The following is an 18562-nucleotide window of genomic DNA, read 5'->3' as shown; positions in this document are numbered from 1 at the left end:
GGGGCCGGGGCGGGCGGGCGGCGGGCCGCGGGGCGGCAGAGGAACCCGGGAGGGGCGTCAGGACGCCGCGATACGGGCGTAGTCCTCGACGGTGAGCTGCTCGCCGCGAAGCGTCGGGTCGACGCCGGCGCGCTCGAGATGCGCCGAAGCCTCGGCCGCGGTCCCGCCCAGCACGCCCGACAGCGCCTGCCGCAGCATCTTGCGGCGCTGCTGGAAGGCGGCATCCACGATCCGGAAGGTTTGGCGCCGGTGCTCCTCGGTGCCGCGGGGCTCGGCATCCCGTTCGAAGGCGACGAGCACGCTGTCGACGTTCGGAACGGGCCAGAACACCTGCCGCGACACGGTGCCCGCCAGGCGCCATGCGCCGTACCAGGCGGCCTTCACGCTCGGCGCGCCGTAGATCTTCGACCCGGGAGGGGCTGCGAGGCGCTCGCCCACCTCGGCCTGCACCATGACGACGCCGCGCTGCAGGTACGGGAACGTCTCGAGGAAGTGCAGCAGCACCGGAACCGACACGTTGTACGGCAGGTTGGCCACGAGTACGCTCGGCTCCCCCGGCAGCGCGTCGACGCGCAGGGCGTCGGCGTCGATCACCGTGAGGCGGTCGGCCGGAACGTCGTGGGCCGCGGCCGTGGCGGGGAGACGCTCGGCCAGACGGTGGTCGATCTCGACGGCGACGACCGAGGCGCCCGTCTCGAGGATCGCGAGGGTGAGCGAGCCGAGTCCCGGGCCGATCTCGACGACGCGATCGGATGCCGACACCCGCGCCGCCTGGACGATCTTGCGCACCGTGTTGGCGTCGACGACGAAGTTCTGCCCGAGCTTCTTGGTGGGGGTGACGTCGAGGTCGGCGGCGAGCCGACGGATCTCGGCGGCGCCGAGCAGGGAAACGGGCATTGTTCCACTGTAGTCAGCGCGGGCGCCAGGCACCCTGGGACGCGAAGGGAGAGGAGTACCGTGAGACGGTGAGTCACACGCAGTCGATCCCCGCCAATGCCTTCACGATTCGAAGCCCCTTCGGGCGAAGAGCGATCGTGCTCTCGATCGCCGCGGCGGTGGGCGGCTTCCTCTTCGGCTTCGACTCCTCGGTCATCAACGGCGCGGTCGCCTCGATCGAGACCGAGTACACCAAGGTCCCCGGCCTGACCGGCTTCGTCGTCGCGATCGCGCTCATCGGCTGCGCCCTCGGCGCCGTGCTCGCCGGCACGCTGTCCGACCGGTTCGGACGCCTCAAGGTCATGATGGTCGGCGCCGTGCTGTTCCTCGCCTCCTCGATCGGGTCGGCGCTGACCTTCAGCGTGCTCGACCTCACGATCTGGCGCGTCGTCGGCGGCCTCGGCATCGGCATCGCGTCGGTCGTGGCCCCGGCCTACATCGCGGAGGTCGCCCCGCGTCAGATCCGCGGCAGCCTCGCCTCGCTGCAGCAGCTGGCCATCACCCTCGGTATCTTCGCCGCCCTGCTGAGCAACGCTCTGCTGGTCGCCTCGGCCGGCGGCACGGCCGACAACCAGCTGTGGTGGGGCCTGGAGGCCTGGCGTTGGATGTTCCTCATCGGTGTCGTGCCCGCGGCGGTGTACGGGCTCCTGGCGTTCACCATGCCGGAGTCGCCCCGCTTCCTGCTGGCCCGCGGCCGCACCGACGAGGCCCGCGCGATCTTCGCCCGCCTCGTTCCCCCGGCCGACCTCGACAAGACCCTGAAAGAGCTGACCACCGCGCTCGAGACCGACCGCAAGAACAAGGGCGCCTCGATCGCCGGCAAGGCACTGGGCCTTCAGCCGATCGTCTGGATCGGCATCGTCCTGTCGGTGTTCCAGCAGTTCGTCGGCATCAACGTGATCTTCTACTACTCCACGAGCCTGTGGCGCGCCGTCGGCTTCGACGAGAGCAACTCGCTGCTGATCGGCGTCATCACCTCGGTCACCAACGTGCTCGTGACCCTCATCGCGATCTGGCTCGTCGACCGCGTCGGGCGCAAGCCCCTGCTGCTCGTCGGCTCGGCGCTGATGACGTTGTCGCTCGGGACCATGGCGCTGGCCTTCTCGTTCGCGACCGGTTCGGGTCAGGACGTGTCGCTCCCCGGCGCCTGGGGCCCGGTCGCCCTCGTCGCCGCGAACCTCTTCGTCGTGGGCTTCGGCGCCTCATGGGGCCCGCTGGTGTGGGTGCTGCTGGGCGAGATCTTCCCCAGCCGCATCCGAGGGAAGGCGCTCGGCGTCGCCGCCGGTGCACAGTGGCTCGCCAACTTCCTGGTGTCCTGGACCTTCCCGCAGCTGGCCGACTGGTCGCTCAGCATCACCTACGGCGCCTACGCGTTCTTCGCGCTGCTGTCGTTCGGTTTCGTGCTGTGGAAGATCCCCGAGACCAAGGGCATGGAGCTCGAGCAGACCGAGACGCTCTTCGTGCGCAAACCGAAGACCAAGGCCAAAGCCCGGGCCTGAGACGACGAAGAGGCCGGCATCCCGCGGGGTGCCGGCCTCCGTCGTCCGCGCGGGCGCTCCGCGCCAGGACCTCTGCGGTGTCCGCGGCGCCAGCGGCATCCCCGCGAACCGCCTGAAGATGCGCGAATTACCGAGGTTGCGCACGCCGGTGCCGCCGCCCCGCGCGCGCACAACCTCCGCAATGCGCGCAACCTCAGCCGCAACCCCCGCGAACCGCCTGAAGATGCGCGAATCACCGAGGTTGCGCACGCCGGTGCCGCCGCGACGCGCGCGCACAACCTCCGCGATGCGCGCAACCTCAGCCGCAACCCCCGCGAACCCCCTGCAGATGCGCGAATCACCGAGGTTGCGCACGCCGGTGCCGCCGCGACGCGCGCGCACAACCTCCGCAATGCGCGCAACCTCAGCCGCATCCCCCGCGAACCGCCTGAAGATGCGCGAATCCCTGAGGTTATGCACGCCGGTGCCGCCGCTGCGCGCGCCCGGTCCGGACGCGGGCGCAGCGCCGAGGTCGGGCACGCTGCGCGTCGCGGGTCAGGCCTGGAACCCCCCGTACACCTCGATGGTGTTCGCGGCGACGCGGGCGCCGAGTTCATCGGCATCCATGTCGAGCTCGGACGCGAGAAAGCGCAGGGTCACGGGGATGAGGTACGGGGCGTTCGGACGCCCGCGGTACGGCGCCGGGGTGAGGAAGGGCGCGTCGGTCTCGACCAGGATGCGATCGAGCGGCGTGACCGCGAGGGCGTCGCGCAGGTTCTGCGCGTTCTTGAACGTGACGTTTCCCGCGAAGGAGAGGTAGTAGCCGCGGTCGGCCGCGATCCGGGCCATGTCGGCGTCGCCCGAGAAGCAGTGGAACACCGTCTTGTCGGGGGCGCCGACCCGTTCGAGCGTCTCGAGCACGGCGTCGTGGGCGTCACGGTCGTGGATCTGCATCGCGATCCCGTGCTTCTTGGCCAGGCCGATGTGCGCCTCGAACGAGCGCAGCTGCGCCGGGATGCCGTCGGCCCCGGTGCGGAAGAAGTCGAGGCCCGTCTCGCCGATGGCGCGCACACGCGGTTCGGCGGCGAGTTCGTCGATCACCGCGATCGCGGCATCCAGCTCCCCCGCGCGCTCGTACACGGGCGCCTCGTTGGGGTGGATGGCGACCGCCGCGAGGACGCGCGGATGCGTGCGCGCCGCCCACGCCGACCAACGCGAGGAGTCGACGTCGCCGCCGGCCTGCACCACGCCGTGCACGCCCACGGCCAGGGCGCGCTCGAGCTGCTCGTCGAGCGACAGGCCGGTGTCGCCGTCCTCGATCTCGAGGTGCGTGTGGTTGTCGTAGACCGGGATGCCGAGCGGCTCGGGCGCGGGCGGATAGCTCACGTCGCGGCGGCCGTCGATGGAGCGCTCCCGCACGTACTGGCTGGGGTCGCCGTCGCCGAGGGTGTCGCGCGGGCGCTCGACCGGGGCCGAACCCGGCGCGGGGCGGCCGACCGCGGCGGCCCCGCCCACGGGCTCCGGGGCCGTCCCCGGCTCGGGCACCGGGTCGGACACGGGCGTCACGCCTGCTCGACGCGCGGGAACAGGGGCGACAGGGCGGTGACCGCGGACCCCGACCGCAGAGCGCCCCACGCGCCGGCGTCGCGGATCGGCTGGTCGGCCAGCGCGCCGAGGCCCTCGACGGCCCCCAGCGCGACCCACAGCTTCTCGGTCGACTCCGGCATGACCGGCGACAGCAGCACCGCGAGGGCGCGCAGGCCCTCGGCCGCGGTGTACAGCACGGTGCCGAGGCGCTCGCGCTGCGCCTCGTCTTTGGCCAGGGCCCACGGCTCGTTCTCCGTGATGTACCCGTTCAGCGCGTCGACGATCGTCCAGATGGCCGAGATCGCCTCGTCGATGCGGAAGCGCTCGATGGCCGCGTCGGCGGCGGTCGCGGCATCCGCCACGATCCTCTGGATCGCCAGGTCGCCCTCGGTGTACGCACCGGCGGACGGCACGACGCCCTCGAAGTACTTCGAGATCATCGCGACCGTGCGCGAGGCCAGGTTGCCGAAGCCGTTCGCGAGCTCGGCCTGATACCGGGCCGACAGGTCTTCCCACGAGAAGGACCCGTCCTGACCGAAGGCGATCGCCGACAGGAAGTAGAACCGGTAGGCGTCGGAGCCGAAGACGTCGGTGATCTCGGTGGGCGCGATGCCGGTGAGCTTGGACTTCGACATCTTCTCGCCGCCCACGAGGAGCCAGCCGTGCGCGAACACGCCGCGGGGCACGTCGAGGCCGGCGGCCATGAGCATGGCCGGCCAGATCACGGCGTGGAAGCGGAGGATGTCTTTTCCGACGACGTGGTAGGCGGGCCAGCGGCGCGCGAACTCCGCGGTGACCTCGCCCGTGGCGGGGTCGGTGCCGTAGCCGACGGCGGTGGCGTAGTTCAGCAGCGCGTCGACCCAGACGTAGATGACGTGCGCGGGGTCCCACGGCACGGTGATGCCCCAGTCGAACGCCGAGCGCGAGATCGACAGGTCTTTCAGCCCGCTGCGAACGAAGGAGACGACCTCATTGCGCGCCGACTCGGGGCGCACGAAGTCGGGCTCGGTCTTGTAGAGCTCGAGCAGACGGTCCTGGAACTCGCTGAGCTTGAAGAAGTAGTTCTTCTCCTGCAGCAGCTCGAGCGGCTTCGAGTGGATGGCGCACACCTTCAGGCCCTCGAAGGGGCCGGTGCCGTCGACGATCTCGGCCTCCGGCTTGAACTCCTCGCAGCCCACGCAGTACAGCGCCTCGTACTCGCCGGCGTAGATGTAGCCGCGGTCGAACAGCGCCTGCACGAACTGCTGCACCCGCTCCTCGTGGCGCGGTTGCGTCGTGCGGATGAAGTCGTCGTTGGCGACGTCGAGCGTCTCGAGCAGCGGGAACCACGACTCCGTGACGAGCTTGTCGACCCACTCCTGCGGCGTCACGCCGTTGGCGGCGGCGGCACGCAGCATCTTCTGGCCGTGCTCGTCGGTGCCGGTCAGCATCCAGGTGTCATCGCCCGCCTGGCGGTGCCAGCGCGCGAGCGTGTCGACCGCCACGGTCGTGTACCCGTGCCCGATGTGGGGCAGATCGCTGGGGTAGTAGATCGGCGTCGTGATGTAGAAGGATCGGCCGGAAGTCACCTGAGGATTCTACGCAGGAGGCACCGACACGGCCGACCGCGTAACGCCTCAGCGCTTGACCGCGAGCCCCGCCTGGTACAGCTCGCGCGAGGAGTGGCCCGTCTGCGACGCGACCTCCGCGGCGGCTTCCTTCAGGCGCGTGCCGCCGCGCACGAGTTCGAGCACCTGGGTCACGGCATCCGGGAACGCCACCTCGCGCGCCTCGGCACCGCCCACGACGATCGCGATCTCGCCACGCACGCCGTCTGCCGCCCAGGCGGCGAGCTCGGCGAGCGTGCCGCGTTTGACCTCCTCGTAGAGCTTGGTCAATTCGCGGCAGACGGCGGCGCGACGATCGGCACCGAAGGCGGACGCGAGGTCGTCGAGGGTGGATGCCAGCCGCGACGGGGACTCGAAGAACACGAGGGTCCGCTCCTCCGACGCGAGCTGCGCGAACGCCTTCCGGCGCTCACCGGGCTTGCGGCGAGGGAACCCCTCGAACGCGAAGCGGTCGGTCGGCAGACCCGCGACGGCGAGCGCCGTCACCACGGCGCTCGGACCGGGAAGGGCGGTGACGGTCACGCCCGCGGCCGCGGCGGCGGCGACGAGGCCGAACCCGGGGTCGCTGACCGTCGGCATGCCGGCGTCGCTCAGCACGAGGAGGTCGTCTTCCCGGGCCAGCTCCACGAGCTCGGCGGCGCGTTCCTTCTCGTTGTGATCGTGCAGGGAGATGAGTCGGGGTCGGTTCTGCACGCCGAGACCGGCGAGCAGGCGCTGCGTGGTGCGGGTGTCCTCCGCCGCGACGACCGTGGCGTTCTCCAGCGCTTCGATCAGACGCCGGGAGGCATCACCCAGGTTGCCGATGGGGGTCGCCGCGAGGATGATCACCGTTCCACCTTAGGCTGGGGGCCGTGAGCACCGCCGTCTCCCCTCTGCTCCCGCCGGGCGAGCGGACACGCCTCGATCACTGGCGCGACGCGCTGCTGGCCGACCCCCGCGGTCTGCGCCTCTGGCGGTGGCTCGCGCCGGCGATCGTCACGCTCGTGGCCGCGGTGCTGCGTCTGATCCACCTCGGCGACCCGCACGCGCTCGTCTTCGACGAGACCTACTACGTCAAGGACTCGTGGAGCCAGTGGGTGCTCGGCTACCCCTCCACCTGGCCGGAGAACGCCGACGACAGCTTCGTCGCCGGCGACACCGACGTCTTCCTCGGGGTCGGCAGCTACGTGGTGCACCCGCCCCTCGGGCGCATCCTCATCGGTGCGGGCATGGCGCTGCTGGGGCCCGACTCCGCGACGGGCTGGCGCCTCTCGGCCGCCGTCTTCGGCACCGCCACGGTTCTGCTGGTGTACCTGTTCGCGCGCACGCTGACGCGATCGGTGCCGCTGGCCACCGTGGCATCCGGCCTGTTCGCGATCGACGGCCTCGGGATCGTGCTGAGTCGCGTCGCCCTCCTGGACGGCTTCCTCACCTTCTTCGTCGTGCTCACGTTCTGGTTCATCGCGCTCGAGCACCGGCGAAGCGGCGACCGTCTCGCCGCCCTCATGCTCGCACGTGACGCCGAGCGGCCGATGTGGGGACCGATCCTGTGGAACCGCCCGTGGCTTCTCGCCGCGGGGGCGGCGGCCGGAGCGGCCACGGCCGTGAAGTGGTCGGGCCTGTACGTGCTGGCCGCTGTCGGACTGTACGCCGTGGTGACCGATGCCCTCGCGCGGCGCCGTGCCGGGATCGTGCAATGGCCGATGGATGCCGTGCGCCAGGGGCTCGTGTCGTTCGTGCTCCTCGTTCCGGTCGCGCTCGGGGTGTACCTGGCCAGCTGGTCGGGTTGGCTGTTCTCCACCGGCGGGTGGATGCGCAGCACGCCCACCGCCGGCACCGGGCTGTGGGCGTGGGTTCCCGAGCCGCTTCGCACCCTCTGGGCCTACCACCAGGAGATGTACGGCTTCCACGTGGGCCTGGCGACACCGCACAGCTATGCCAGCCCCGCCTGGCAATGGCCGCTGCTGATCCGCCCCACCTCGATGTACTGGCACCAGGACGACGCCGGTGCGAACGGGTGCGCCCTGCCGACCGGCTGCACGGAGGCGATCTCGAGCATCGCGAACCCGGTCATCTGGTGGGCCGGGGTCGCGGCGTCGCTCTACCTGCTCGTGCGCTTCGTGATGGTGCGGGACTGGCGCTTCGCGCTGGTGCTGACCGGCCTCGCCGCCACCTACGTGCCGTGGCTGCTGTACCCGGAGCGCACGATCTTCCAGTTCTACACGGTGGCGATGCTGCCGTTCCTGGTGCTCGCCCTCGCCTTCGCCCTGCGCGACATCGCCCGCGGCGCGGGTGGCATGTCCCGCGCGAGCGGGCAGGCGATCGTGGTGGTCTTCCTCGTGATCTGCGTCGTCGTGTCGGCGTTCTGGTATCCGGTGTGGGCGGGTCTTCCCGTGCCCTACGAGTTCTGGCGGCTGCACAACTGGTTGCCCACCTGGATCTGACGTGAGCCGCGGCGACGAGTGGCTGCACGACCCACGACCGGTGCAGCGGGTGAAGCTGTTCCGCGACGCCCCGGTCGACCACCACGCGTGGCCGGCGACGGTCCCCGCCGTCGCGCAGTTCCTCGACGTCGCCGCCGGCGAGGGGTGGGAGTTCGGTCCGGGGGTGACCTTCCTGGTCGGAGAGAACGGATCGGGCAAGTCGACGCTGATCGAGGCCATCGCGGAGGCCGCCGGCCTGCCCGCGGAGGGCGGGTCGACGAACGGGGGAACCGAGACGCGCCGCACGGAGAGTCCCCTCGGTGAGTGGCTGCGCATCGAGCGCAGCCCCCGCGCCCCACGCTGGGGCTTCTTCCTGCGGGCCGAGACCATGCACGGCTACTACTCGTGGCGGGAGGACCTCGGCGGCGATGCGCCGAACCTGCACACGATGAGCCACGGCGAGTCGTTCAACGCCCTCCTCGACGAGGCCCTCGACCACGACCACTTCGTCGCGGGGCTCGCGTGCCTCGACGAACCCGAGGCGGCCCTGTCGTTCTCCTCCACGCTGCGCTGGCTCGCCGCCCTCGACCGCATGCGCTCGCGCGGCACGCAGGTGATCTGCGCCACCCACTCCCCCGTGCTCGCCGCCCTGCCCGGTGCGAAGATCCTCGAGCTCGGCGAATGGGGCATTCGCGAGAGCGCCTGGGAGGATCTCGACCTGGTGCGCCTGCACCGGGGCTTCCTCGACGCGCCCGGGCGCTACCTGCGGCACCTGCTCGACTGACGTCCGCTCGACGTCGGTCGGCGAGCTGTCGACGCCGGCGGGCGCGGCCGGCCGGCCGGCCGGCGAGGGTCAGCGCGCCACGGCGTAACCGACGACGGTGTCGAGGATGCTGCGCTCGAACGTCACCGTCGGGCGCCACCCGGTCTCCGCGCGCAAACGCGACGCGTCTCCGCGGATGGAGCCGGGATCGGTCGGACGCAGACGCGCGACGTCGACGCGCAGCGGCGGCACCTCGCGCCCGACGGCCGAACAGATCGCCTCGAGCATCTCGCGACCCGACCGGGCGATTCCGGATGCCACGTTGTAGCGGTCGCTCGCCAGCCGCGGTGACGCGAGCAGGGCGAGGTACGCCCGCGCGACGTCGCGGACATCGGAGTAGTCGCGCCGCGTGCCGAGGTCGCCGACCACGAGCGCTTCGCCCGCGGGGAGGTCGGTGAGTCGGCGCAGCAGGTCGGGGACGAGGAATCCCGGCCCCTGACCCGGACCGAAGTGGTTGAAGGGCCGCGCGACCACGGCATCGAGACCGCGGCTGCGGTAGAACGCGATCTGGTTCTCGACGAGGATCTTGCTCACCACGTACGGGGAGGAGAAGGCGACGCGCGACGACTCGTCGTGCGTGAGGTCGTCCGACGTGCCGGCGTAGACCGCCCCCGAGCTCACGGCCACGATCCGACGACCGTCGTCGGCCCTCAGCGCGGCCTCGCACACCACCGTCGTCATCGCACTGTTGCCGGCGATGTAGTCCTGCGGCCGTGAGAACGACGGGCCCACGGCCGCGAGCCCGGCGAGGTGGATGACGTCGGCGTCCCGCGGGGCGGTCGTGGGCCAGTGCTCGCTGAGGTCGACGCCCGCGTACCCGTCGAGGACCCCGGCGAGGTCGGAGGGGAAGCCGCCCCCGTGGCCGATGCCGAACACCGACCAGCCGGCGATGGCCGCCTGTCGCGCGACATGCGCGCCGACGAACCCGCCGACGCCGGTGACGATGACGCGTCTCATGCGACGGCGACCGGAGCCGCGGTGACCGGCGCCGGGGCGACCGGGGCGGCGGTGACCGGGGCCCCGGCGATCGGCGCCGCATGAGCCGCCACCGCGGCGGCGACCGCGCCCGCGAGGGTCAGGTCGTGCGCGACCATGCGGCGCGCCATCTCGCCGAGGTCGACCTCTCGGCGCCATCCGAGCACGGACTCCGCCTTCGACGGGTCGCCCAGAAGCACGTCGACCTCGGCGGGCCGGAAGAAGGCGGGGTTCTGCATCACGTACGGACGCCAGTCGTCGATCCCCGCGGCCCCGAAGGCCAGTCGCAGGAACTCCTCGATTGAATGGGTCTCGCCGGTGGCGAGCACGAAGTCGTCGGGCTCGTCGTGCTGCAGCATCCGCCACATCCCCTCGACGAAGTCGCCCGCGTATCCCCAGTCGCGCCGCGGCGTCAGATCGCCCAGCTCGACGTGCGACTGCTGGCCGGTGGCGATGCGCGCGACGGCATCGGTGATCTTGCGGGTGACGAATTCGACACCTCGGCGCTCGCCCTCGTGGTTGAACAGGATGCCGCACGACACGAACATGTCGTAGCTCTCCCGGTAGTTCTTGGCGGCCCAGTGTCCGAAGAGCTTGGCCACGCCGTAGGGGCTGCGGGGGTGGAACGCGGACTCCTCGGTGTACCCGCCGGCGGGCCGGTTGTACGCGAGGCCGCCGTACATCTCCGACGTGGAGGCCTGGTAGACGCGAGCCGTGTCGGCGAGCCCCGTGAGGCGGACGGCCTCGAGCAGGTTGAGCACGCCCTTGCCGGTGACCTCGGCGGTGACCACGGGGTTGTGGAACGAGTAGCCCACGTGGCTGACGGCCCCGAGGTTGTACACCTCGTGCGGCTGGGTGCGCTCGAGGGCGCGGACCAGGGAGGGGAGATCGGTGAGGTCGGCCTCGAGGATGGTCGCCGCGGGGAATTCACGAGCGTAGGCCTCGCGGCGCGGGTTGCGCTGTCCGCGCACGACGCCGTAGACCTCGTACCCCTTCGACAGGAGGAGCTCGGTGAGGTGCCCTCCGTCCTGGCCGGTCGCGCCGGTGATGAGCGCGCGTCGGGGGGAAATGGTGCTCGGGGTCATCAGCGGGTCCTCTTTCGCCGGAAACACGGACGACGCGCCGACACGGCGCGCCGCTCCGATGCTGTGACCGCGGCGCGGGCGCGGGGATCGGCGCGAAGAGCACCCACGCGGGGTGAAAGCGCGAAGCGCGCACGTGTCGGGGCGGGCGGGAGGCCGAGGGCAGGACCCGGGGAGGCGAACACGTTCATCCGTGCCCTCACCTCGGGCCGCGGACGGTGTCAGCCCGCTCGGTGCGACCGCGAGACCGCCGCGACCTCAGGCCAGCAGCGCGGCATCCGTCGTCGGAAGTGCGCAGGTGAAGGCGCGGCAGTCGTACGCGGTCGCCTCACCGCCCTGCGCGACCTTGCCCTCGAACAGCTCGAAGCCGGCCGCGGCGAAAGCGCGCGCCTGCGCGGGCGAGACCACCGCGATGACGTCGGCCGCGAGGCGGCGCGCGGCGTCGGCGATCTCGGCATCCGCCTCCCCCACCACCACGACCTGCCGCGGGGCGGTGATCAGGCCCACGGCGACCTCGAGGATCGCGCCGTGGGCGAGGGGAGACGACAGAGCGACGTCGGCGGCGGCGCGGACGAGGGTGTCGGCGGCCTGGCGGTAGCGCTCCCCCGCGCCGAGGCGCCAGAGATCGAGGGCGGCCGCGGCGAAGACCGACGGGCCCGACGGGGAGGCCCCGTCGGTGGGGATGCCGTGGGGTTGCATGCCCTGGGCCACCAGCACGGCGTCGCCGCCGCCGGGCGGGTGGATGCCGTCGTCGCCGAGGCACTGGTCGACGAGCGCCCGCGCGCGTTCGGCGTACGCCACCTCACCGGTGGCCCGGGCGAGGGCGACCAGGCCGCGGGCGAGGCCGCCGTAGTCCTCGAGCGTCGCGGGGGCGGCCGAGCGCACCTCGTCGAGCGACGCCCGGCGAAGGGTGCCGTCGTCGGCGACGTTGCTCTCGATCACGGCGTCGGCGGCCCAGCGGGCCGCCTCGAGGAAGCGGGGGTCGGTGCGGGTGCCGGCGACGGCGAGGGCCGCGATCGCGTGCCCGTTCCAGCCCGTGACGACCTTGGCGTCCAGGGCCGGGGGCTCCAGGCGCGCGCGCTCTTCGGCGGGCAGCCGGTAGTAACCGCCCTCGTTGCGGGCGCCGTCGATGACCGACTCGGAGTCCTGGGCCGCGGCGATGCCGCCGGTGGGCAGCTGCAGCACGTCGACGAGGAAACGGGCGGCGTCGGTGGCGGCAGCCTCGTCTCCCGCGGCGAGCGCGATCTCGACGAGGCCGGCGTTGTCGGTGAGCATGCGCTCGAAGTGCGGCACGCTCCAGTCGCGGCGCGTGGCGTAGCGGAAGAAGCCGCCTTCGACGGCGTCGTGCAGGTCGGAGCCGGTCATGGCGGCGAGCGCGCGGGATGCCACGGCGGCGGCATCCGGGACGGGGGCGGCCAGCGCGGGGTGCTGGAGGAACCGCAGCACCGGTGTGTTCGGGAACTTGGGGGTCTCGAAGGCCGGTCCCGCGGCGAAGCCGCCGTACTCGCGATCCTCGCGCGCGGCGACCGCGCGGGCGGCGGTGGCGAGGGCGTCGAGGGAGGGAAGGGCGTCGGCGGGGTCGCCGGCGGCCGCGGCCAGGGCGTCGCGGAGCGAGGAGCCGGTGGCATCCACCTCGGCGCGACGTTCCGTCCACGCCTCGCGCACGGCGGCGAGCACCTGGCGGAACGAGGGCTGCGGCGCCCGCGGCGTCGGCGGGAAGTAGGTGCCGGCGTAGAAGACGCGCCCCTCGGGGCTCGCGAACACGGTCAGCGGCCAGCCGAGGTGCGGAGTGAATGCACTGGCGGCGTCGAGATAGGCGGCGTCGACGTCGGGGTGCTCTTCGCGGTCGACCTTGATCGACACGAAGCCCTCGTTCAGGATGCCGGCCGTCTCGGCGTCTTGGAACGATTCCCGCGCCATGACGTGGCACCAGTGACAGGTGCTGTAGCCGATCGAGACCATCACCGGGACGTCTCTCTCGGCCGCGAGCGCGAACGCCTCGGCCCCCCAGGGGAACCACGCGACGGGATTGTCGGCGTGGGCCCGAAGGTAGGGGCTCGAGGCGTTCGCGAGGCGGTTCATGCGCGCCGGGTCAGATCACTCGACGTCGTCGGGGTGCGAGCCGACGCGGCCCGAGCCGTCACCGGGGTCGATGGCGTCGATCGCGGCCATCTCGTCGGCGGAGAGCTCGAAGTCGAACAGGTCGAAGTTCTCCTCGAGGCGCTCGCGGCGCACCGACTTGGGGAACACGATGAAGCCGTGCTGGATGTGCCAGCGCAGCACCGCCTGAGCGGGCGACTTCCCGTGGGCCTCGGCGGCATCCTTCACCGCGGGGATCTCGAACAGGTCGTACTTGCCCTGGCCCAGCGGACCCCACGACTCGATGTGCATGTCGTGCTCGGCACCCCAGGCGGCGATCTCGCGCTGGCTGAGGGCGGGGTGCAGCTCGATCTGGTTCACCACAGGGGTGACACCCGTCTCGGCGACGATGCGCTCGAGGTGCGGGACGAGGAAGTTCGAGACGCCGATCGAGCGGGTCTTGCCGGCCTCGCGGATCTCGATGAGCTTCTGCCAGGCGTTGAGGTAGTTGTCGGCCTTCGGGGTCGGCCAGTGCACGAGGTACAGGTCGACGGCGTCGAGGCCGAGCTTCTGGAGGCTCTCGTCGATCGCGGCGTGCGGGTCGTCGCCGTCGTGGCGCGCGTTCCAGAGCTTGGTGGTGACGAAGAGCTCGTCGCGGGCGAGGCCGCTGGCGGCGATCGCGCGGCCGACGCCCTCTTCGTTCTTGTAGATCGCGGCGGTGTCGATGTGGCGGTAACCCACCTCGAGAGCCTCGGACACGGCGCGCTCGGCGTCATCGGCGGGCACGAGGAACACGCCGTAGCCGAGCTGGGGGATGGAGTTTCCGTCATTGAGCTGAACAGAAGGAACGGTCATGGTGCGAGCCTAGGAGCGGGCAGGCGAACGGCCTCCGGGGTTGACGGCGGGCACGCACGTCACGACGAGGGCCGGTGGAAGGCCTGCGGACGCGGCCCCGACGGCGGAGCGGGGCCCGGTTCGCGCCGGCGTGGAGGCGGCTCGGTCGCTGCGACAGGGCCGAGGCCACGGGTGTCCGCACCGCCCCCCGTGATTGACTACCCCCATGTCCGTCAGTCCCCCCGCGAAGCACGCGCGCCGCCGCCCCGACTCCGGCGCGCGTCGCGGCCTCAGAATCGCGGCCATCTCCCTCGCCGTCGTGGTGGTCGCCGCGGTCGCCGTGGGCGGTTTCTACGCGTGGTCGCTCACGTCGCAGCTGCAGGATGCGGCCGTGCCCCTGCGCGACGCCCCGGCCGAGGCCCCCGCGCTCAGCGCGTACGACGAGCCCTTCACCGTGCTGGTGGTGGGAACCGACGAGTGCGACGACGTCGTGGCCGCCGCCTTCGGCCCTCGTTGCTCCGATCCCGAGAACGCCGGCACCCGCAACGACGTCAACATGATCGTGCACGTCTCGGCCGACCCCCGCCGCGTGACCGTGGTGTCGTTCCCGCGCGATCTGCAGGTCGACGTGCCGACCTGTACGAGTGAAGACGGCACGTCCGGAGGCGAGTACCGCGCCTCGATCAACACCGCGTTCGAGGCCGGCGGGCTCACCTGCGTCGCCGACACGGTGTCGCAGCTGAGCGGCCAGACGATCCCGTTCGCCGCGAAGGTCAGCTTCGGCAACGTCGTCAACATCACCGACGCGATCGGCGGCGTCGAGGTGTGCATCGGCGGAGACGGCATCGACGACCCGGATGCCGGCATCCAGTGGGAGGCCGGCCCCCGCGTGGTGAAGGGCTTCGACGCCCTCGCCTTCCTGCGCACCCGCAAGGGCATCGGCGACGGCAGCGACCTGGCTCGCATCGGCAACCAGCAGCAGTACCTCTCGCGGCTGATGAACAAGCTGCGCAGCGACGAGGTGCTCACCAATCCCGGCACCCTGCTGAACCTGGCGAACACCGCGGTGCGCAACATCCAGCCGAGCGAGAGCCTCGCCGACCCCGTGCGCATCGCGCAGCTGGGCTTCACGCTGAAAGACGTTCCGTTCGACGACATCACCTTCGTGCAGTACCCGGTCTTCGACGACCCGAGCAACGCCGCGCACGTCATCCCCGACGAGGAGTCGGCCGCGGTGCTGTGGGACGCCCTCGCGCGCAACGCGCCGCTCGCGCTGACCGGCAACCTGGGCGCCAACGACGGCGTCACCGCCGATCCGAACGCGCCCGCACCGGTCGAGACCGCGCCCGCCCCCGACGCGTCGCCCGGTGCGGAGACGCCGGCCCCGGATGCCAGCGGCACCCCCGCCGCACCGGAGGTCGTCGAACTGCCGCAGAACGTCAGCGGCAGCAAGGCCGATCAGGCGACGTGCTCGCAGGGCAACGGGTGATCCGACGTCCAGGGTCATGAGCGAGCATCGAACGGTGAAGACCGTCCCCCGCTTTACGGCCCTCGTGCTGCTGACGGCGCTGGCGCTCGTCGGGTGCACGCCCGGAACGGCCGCCCCCACCCCGTCCCCCACGGCCAGCCCGACGCCCACGCCCACGCCCACCCCCACGCCCACGCCGACGCCCACGCCCACGCCGACGCCGGACGCGCTGGCGGGGATGAGCCTGGCCGACAAGGTCGGCCAGATGTTCATGGTCGGCACCTCCGTCGAGGGCGTCAACCCGACGACCCTCGCCGCGGTGCGCGACGATCGGATCGGCGGGATCTTCCTGCACGGCCGCTCGGATGCCGGAGCGCCCGCGACCGCCGACCTCGTGCGGGCGTTCACCTCGCTCGTCGACCCGGCGGCACCGCCGCTGTGGGTCGCCACCGACCAGGAGGGCGGCACCGTGCAGGTGCTCTCCGGGGCGGGCTTCGACGACATCCCCTCCGCGCTCGATCAGGCGTCGTCCGACGACGCCGCCCTGCGCGCGAGCGCGGGGACCTGGAGCGCGCAGCTCGCCGCGGCCGGGGTGAACATGAACCTCGCGCCGGTCGCCGATGTCGTCACGAGCCCCGACTCGGCGGCATCCAATTCCCCGATCGGCGCGCTCGCGCGGGAGTACGGCTTCGACGGACCGACCGTCGCGGCCAAGGCGGGGGCGTTCGCCGCGGGAATGCGCGACGGCGGCGTGCTGCCGACGCTCAAGCACTTCCCCGGACTCGGGCGCGTGACCGAGAACACCGACACGCGCAGCGGCGTGACCGACGACGTCGTGACCGCCGACGGCCCCGACGTGGGGGTGTACTCCTCCGTGCTGCCGCAGGGGCCCGCCGTCGTCATGCTCTCGACCGCGATCTACGCACGGATCGACCCGTCCGCCCCCGCCGCCTTCTCCCCCGCGGTGGTGGGCGTGCTGCGCGAGCGCGTGGGCTTCGACGGCGTCGTCACCGTCGACGACCTCTCCGCGGCGCGGCAGGTGCAGCCGTGGTCGCCGGCCGACCGCGCGACGCTCGCCGTCGACGCGGGCATCGACCTGCTGCTCGTCTCGGCCGACCCCGGGGTGTACCCCGAGATGCGTGACGCGGTCCTCGCTCGCGCGCAGAGCGACCCCGCTTTCGCCGCGAAAGTGGACGCCGCCGTGCGCCGCATCCTCGCCCAGAAGGCCGAGATGCCCTGAGCTGCCCCTCCCCTCCCGGCCCGTGAGGGGTCACCCTCCGTCTCCCAGCCGTGCGCCCGGCGACGGAAAGTGAGCCCTCACGCGCTTCCTCGGGCGTGAGACGACCGAGCGCGCGATATCCTGGAAGGCTGTGTCTGTCGAACCCGTCATCGTCTACCCGCCCGAGCTGCCCGTCAGCGCCGCGCGGGACGAGATCGCGCGCGCGATCCGCGACCACCAGGTCGTGATCGTGGCCGGCGCCACCGGCTCCGGGAAGACGACGCAGCTGCCCAAGATCTGCCTCGAGCTCGGGCGCACCTCGATCGCCCACACGCAGCCGCGGCGCATCGCCGCGCGCACGATCGCGGAGCGCATCGCGGAAGAGATGCAGGTGCCGCTCGGCTCGACCGTCGGCTACAAGGTGCGCTTCACCGACAAGGTGTCGGCCGACACGCGCGTCGCGCTCGTCACCGACGGCATCCTGCTCAACGAGATCCACCGCGACCGGCTCCTGCGCCGCTACGACACGATCATCGTCGACGAGGCGCACGAGCGTTCGCTCAACATCGACTTCCTGCTCGGGTATCTGCGCCGCATCCTGCCGAAGCGCCCCGACCTGAAGGTCATCGTCACCTCGGCGACCATCGACCCCGAGAGCTTCGCGCGCCACTTCGCCGCTCCCCCGGCCCAGCCCGGGGGCGAGCCGGAGCCGGCGCCGGTGATCGAGGTGTCGGGGCGCACCTACCCGGTCGAGATCCGTTACCGGCCGGCCGCCTGGGCGGACCGCGATCCGGAGGACGAGGGCGATTCAGACCCGGATGACCGCGGATCCGCGCCGCAGCCGAAGAAACTCCGGAGCCCGGCACCGGGCAAGCGCGACGCCGACGACGTCGACGAGGTGGGCGCCGTCGTGGCGGCCCTGCGCGAGCTCGACCGCGAGCCCGCGGGCGATGTGCTCGTGTTCTTCCCCGGCGAGGCCGAGATCCGTGACGCCGCGGATGCCATCCGCGGGGCCTACCAGCGCGACGCCGCGCCGACCGAGGTGCTGCCGCTCTACGGCCGCCTGTCCGCCGCGGAGCAGCACCGGGTGTTCGAGCGTTCGAGCGTCGCGGGGGTGCGGCGCCGCATCATCCTGGCCACGAACGTCGCCGAGACGAGCCTCACCGTGCCCGGCATCCGGTACGTGGTCGACACCGGCACCGCGCGCATCTCGCGCTACAGCAACCGTTCGAAGATCCAGCGCCTCCCCATCGAGGCGGTGTCGCAAGCCTCGGCGCAGCAGCGATCGGGGCGCGCGGGCCGCACCTCGCCGGGCATCGCGATCCGGCTGTACTCCGAGGACGACTTCACCCGTCGCCCCGAGTACACCGAACCCGAGATCCTGCGCACCTCGCTGGCATCCGTCATCCTGCAGATGCTGTCGCTCGGTTTCGGCGACATCCAGGCGTTCCCCTTCCTCACTCCGCCCGACTCGCGCGGTGTCAAGGCGGCGTTCGACCTGCTCGTCGAGCTCGGCGCGGTGAAGCTGCCAGCGCCGGGCGCGCGCGGCGCCGACACGTCGCGGGAGCGGGATGTGCGGGACGCGGGCGATCCGTCTCGACCCCGCAGCGGCCGGGGCGACGACCCGTCCCGCGGGCGTCGCGACGACGCCGGACCGCGCCTCACCGAGATCGGCCGCGAGATCGCGCGCCTGCCGATCGACCCTCGCTTCGCGCGCATGCTCATCGAGGCGCGGCGCAACGACGTGCAGTCCGAGGTGCTCGCGATCGTGTCGGGCATGTCGATCCAGGACGTGCGCGAGCGCCCCGAGGAACGCCGCGAGGAAGCCGACCGGTTCCACGCGCGTTTCACCGATCCGACCAGCGACTTCCTCTCGCTGCTCAACCTGTGGGACTACCTCCAGGAGAAGCAGGCCGAGCTCGGCTCCAGCGCCTTCCGTCGCCTGTGCCGCAGCGAGCACCTCAACTACGTGCGCGTGCGCGAATGGGTCGACGTGCACCGGCAGCTGCGGTCGTTGGGCGGCGAACGCGGCTCCGGCGACGGCGGGCGCGGCTCCGGCGGCGAGCGCGGCG

14 protein-coding genes are annotated in these 18562 nt (G+C 72.1%); 6 read left to right on the top strand and 8 right to left on the bottom strand.

Annotated features, from left to right (window positions below; translation table 11 throughout):
* Nucleotides 1-57: 57 nt before the first annotated feature.
* Nucleotides 58-897: a 16S rRNA (adenine(1518)-N(6)/adenine(1519)-N(6))-dimethyltransferase RsmA gene (gene rsmA / locus ACK4LS_RS13190; RefSeq protein ID WP_409718029.1), complete on the bottom strand. Its 840-nt coding sequence runs from the start codon at nucleotides 895-897 to the stop codon at nucleotides 58-60.
* A 68-nt stretch (nucleotides 898-965) separates the two neighbouring features.
* Here rsmA and ACK4LS_RS13185 point away from each other — a divergent pair, with 68 nt between their 5' ends.
* Nucleotides 966-2435, top strand: a complete 1470-nt coding sequence (locus ACK4LS_RS13185; RefSeq protein ID WP_409718027.1) for a sugar porter family MFS transporter — start codon at nucleotides 966-968, stop codon at nucleotides 2433-2435.
* Nucleotides 2436-2969: 534 nt separating this feature from the next.
* On the opposite strand, the gene ACK4LS_RS13180 is transcribed toward ACK4LS_RS13185, so the two are convergent.
* The 3 genes from ACK4LS_RS13180 to rsmI all read right to left on the bottom strand — a co-directional run bounded on the left by ACK4LS_RS13180 (nucleotide 2970) and on the right by rsmI (nucleotide 6436).
* Nucleotides 2970-3833, bottom strand: coding sequence for a TatD family hydrolase (locus tag ACK4LS_RS13180; protein ID WP_409718031.1), 864 nt, complete (start codon nucleotides 3831-3833; stop codon nucleotides 2970-2972).
* Between the two features lie 143 nt (nucleotides 3834-3976).
* The gene (gene metG / locus ACK4LS_RS13175) at nucleotides 3977-5569 is read right to left on the bottom strand and encodes a methionine--tRNA ligase (protein ID WP_409718025.1); all 1593 of its coding nucleotides are present in this window, start codon (nucleotides 5567-5569) and stop codon (nucleotides 3977-3979) included.
* A 48-nt stretch (nucleotides 5570-5617) separates the two neighbouring features.
* Nucleotides 5618-6436: a 16S rRNA (cytidine(1402)-2'-O)-methyltransferase gene (rsmI, locus tag ACK4LS_RS13170; RefSeq protein WP_409718023.1), complete on the bottom strand. Its 819-nt coding sequence runs from the start codon at nucleotides 6434-6436 to the stop codon at nucleotides 5618-5620.
* 23 nt (nucleotides 6437-6459) lie between these two features.
* Here rsmI and ACK4LS_RS13165 point away from each other — a divergent pair, with 23 nt between their 5' ends.
* Nucleotides 6460-8031, top strand: coding sequence for a dolichyl-phosphate-mannose--protein mannosyltransferase (locus tag ACK4LS_RS13165; protein WP_409718020.1), 1572 nt, complete (start codon nucleotides 6460-6462; stop codon nucleotides 8029-8031).
* A 1-nt stretch (nucleotide 8032) separates the two neighbouring features.
* Nucleotides 8033-8794, top strand: coding sequence for an AAA family ATPase (locus tag ACK4LS_RS13160; RefSeq protein ID WP_409718017.1), 762 nt, complete (start codon nucleotides 8033-8035; stop codon nucleotides 8792-8794).
* A gap of 69 nt (nucleotides 8795-8863) precedes the next feature.
* On the opposite strand, the gene ACK4LS_RS13155 is transcribed toward ACK4LS_RS13160, so the two are convergent.
* From ACK4LS_RS13155 to ACK4LS_RS13140, 4 genes are all read right to left on the bottom strand, one after another.
* Nucleotides 8864-9790 (bottom strand): NAD-dependent epimerase/dehydratase family protein, encoded by a 927-nt coding sequence (locus ACK4LS_RS13155; protein WP_409718014.1) that lies wholly within the window; start codon nucleotides 9788-9790, stop codon nucleotides 8864-8866.
* Nucleotides 9787-10893: a GDP-mannose 4,6-dehydratase gene (locus tag ACK4LS_RS13150; protein WP_409718011.1), complete on the bottom strand. Its 1107-nt coding sequence runs from the start codon at nucleotides 10891-10893 to the stop codon at nucleotides 9787-9789. The genes ACK4LS_RS13155 and ACK4LS_RS13150 overlap by 4 nt, the downstream gene beginning before the upstream one ends.
* A gap of 255 nt (nucleotides 10894-11148) precedes the next feature.
* Nucleotides 11149-12972: a thioredoxin domain-containing protein gene (locus tag ACK4LS_RS13145; protein WP_409718007.1), complete on the bottom strand. Its 1824-nt coding sequence runs from the start codon at nucleotides 12970-12972 to the stop codon at nucleotides 11149-11151.
* 15 nt (nucleotides 12973-12987) lie between these two features.
* Nucleotides 12988-13824 carry an aldo/keto reductase gene (locus ACK4LS_RS13140; protein WP_409718004.1) on the bottom strand — a complete coding sequence of 279 codons (837 nt, stop codon included), beginning with the start codon at nucleotides 13822-13824 and terminating at the stop codon, nucleotides 12988-12990.
* Between the two features lie 205 nt (nucleotides 13825-14029).
* On the opposite strand from ACK4LS_RS13140, the gene ACK4LS_RS13135 reads away from it, so the two are divergent.
* The 3 genes from ACK4LS_RS13135 to ACK4LS_RS13125 form a co-directional block, all read left to right on the top strand.
* Entirely contained in the window at nucleotides 14030-15292 is a 1263-nt protein-coding gene (locus tag ACK4LS_RS13135) for an LCP family protein (RefSeq protein WP_409718001.1), read from the top strand.
* A 34-nt stretch (nucleotides 15293-15326) separates the two neighbouring features.
* The gene (locus tag ACK4LS_RS13130) at nucleotides 15327-16511 is read left to right on the top strand and encodes a glycoside hydrolase family 3 N-terminal domain-containing protein (protein ID WP_409717998.1); all 1185 of its coding nucleotides are present in this window, start codon (nucleotides 15327-15329) and stop codon (nucleotides 16509-16511) included.
* Between the two features lie 130 nt (nucleotides 16512-16641).
* Nucleotides 16642-18562 (top strand): helicase-related protein (locus tag ACK4LS_RS13125; RefSeq protein WP_409717995.1); only part of this gene is annotated, 1921 nt, incomplete at its 3' end.

The sequence above is a fragment of the Microbacterium sp. genome, from assembly GCF_046295495.1.
In the GTDB taxonomy this organism is placed as follows: domain Bacteria; phylum Actinomycetota; class Actinomycetes; order Actinomycetales; family Microbacteriaceae; genus Microbacterium.
The sequence above is the reverse complement of the archived record's forward strand: the minus strand, read 5'-3'. Positions and strand labels throughout refer to the sequence as shown.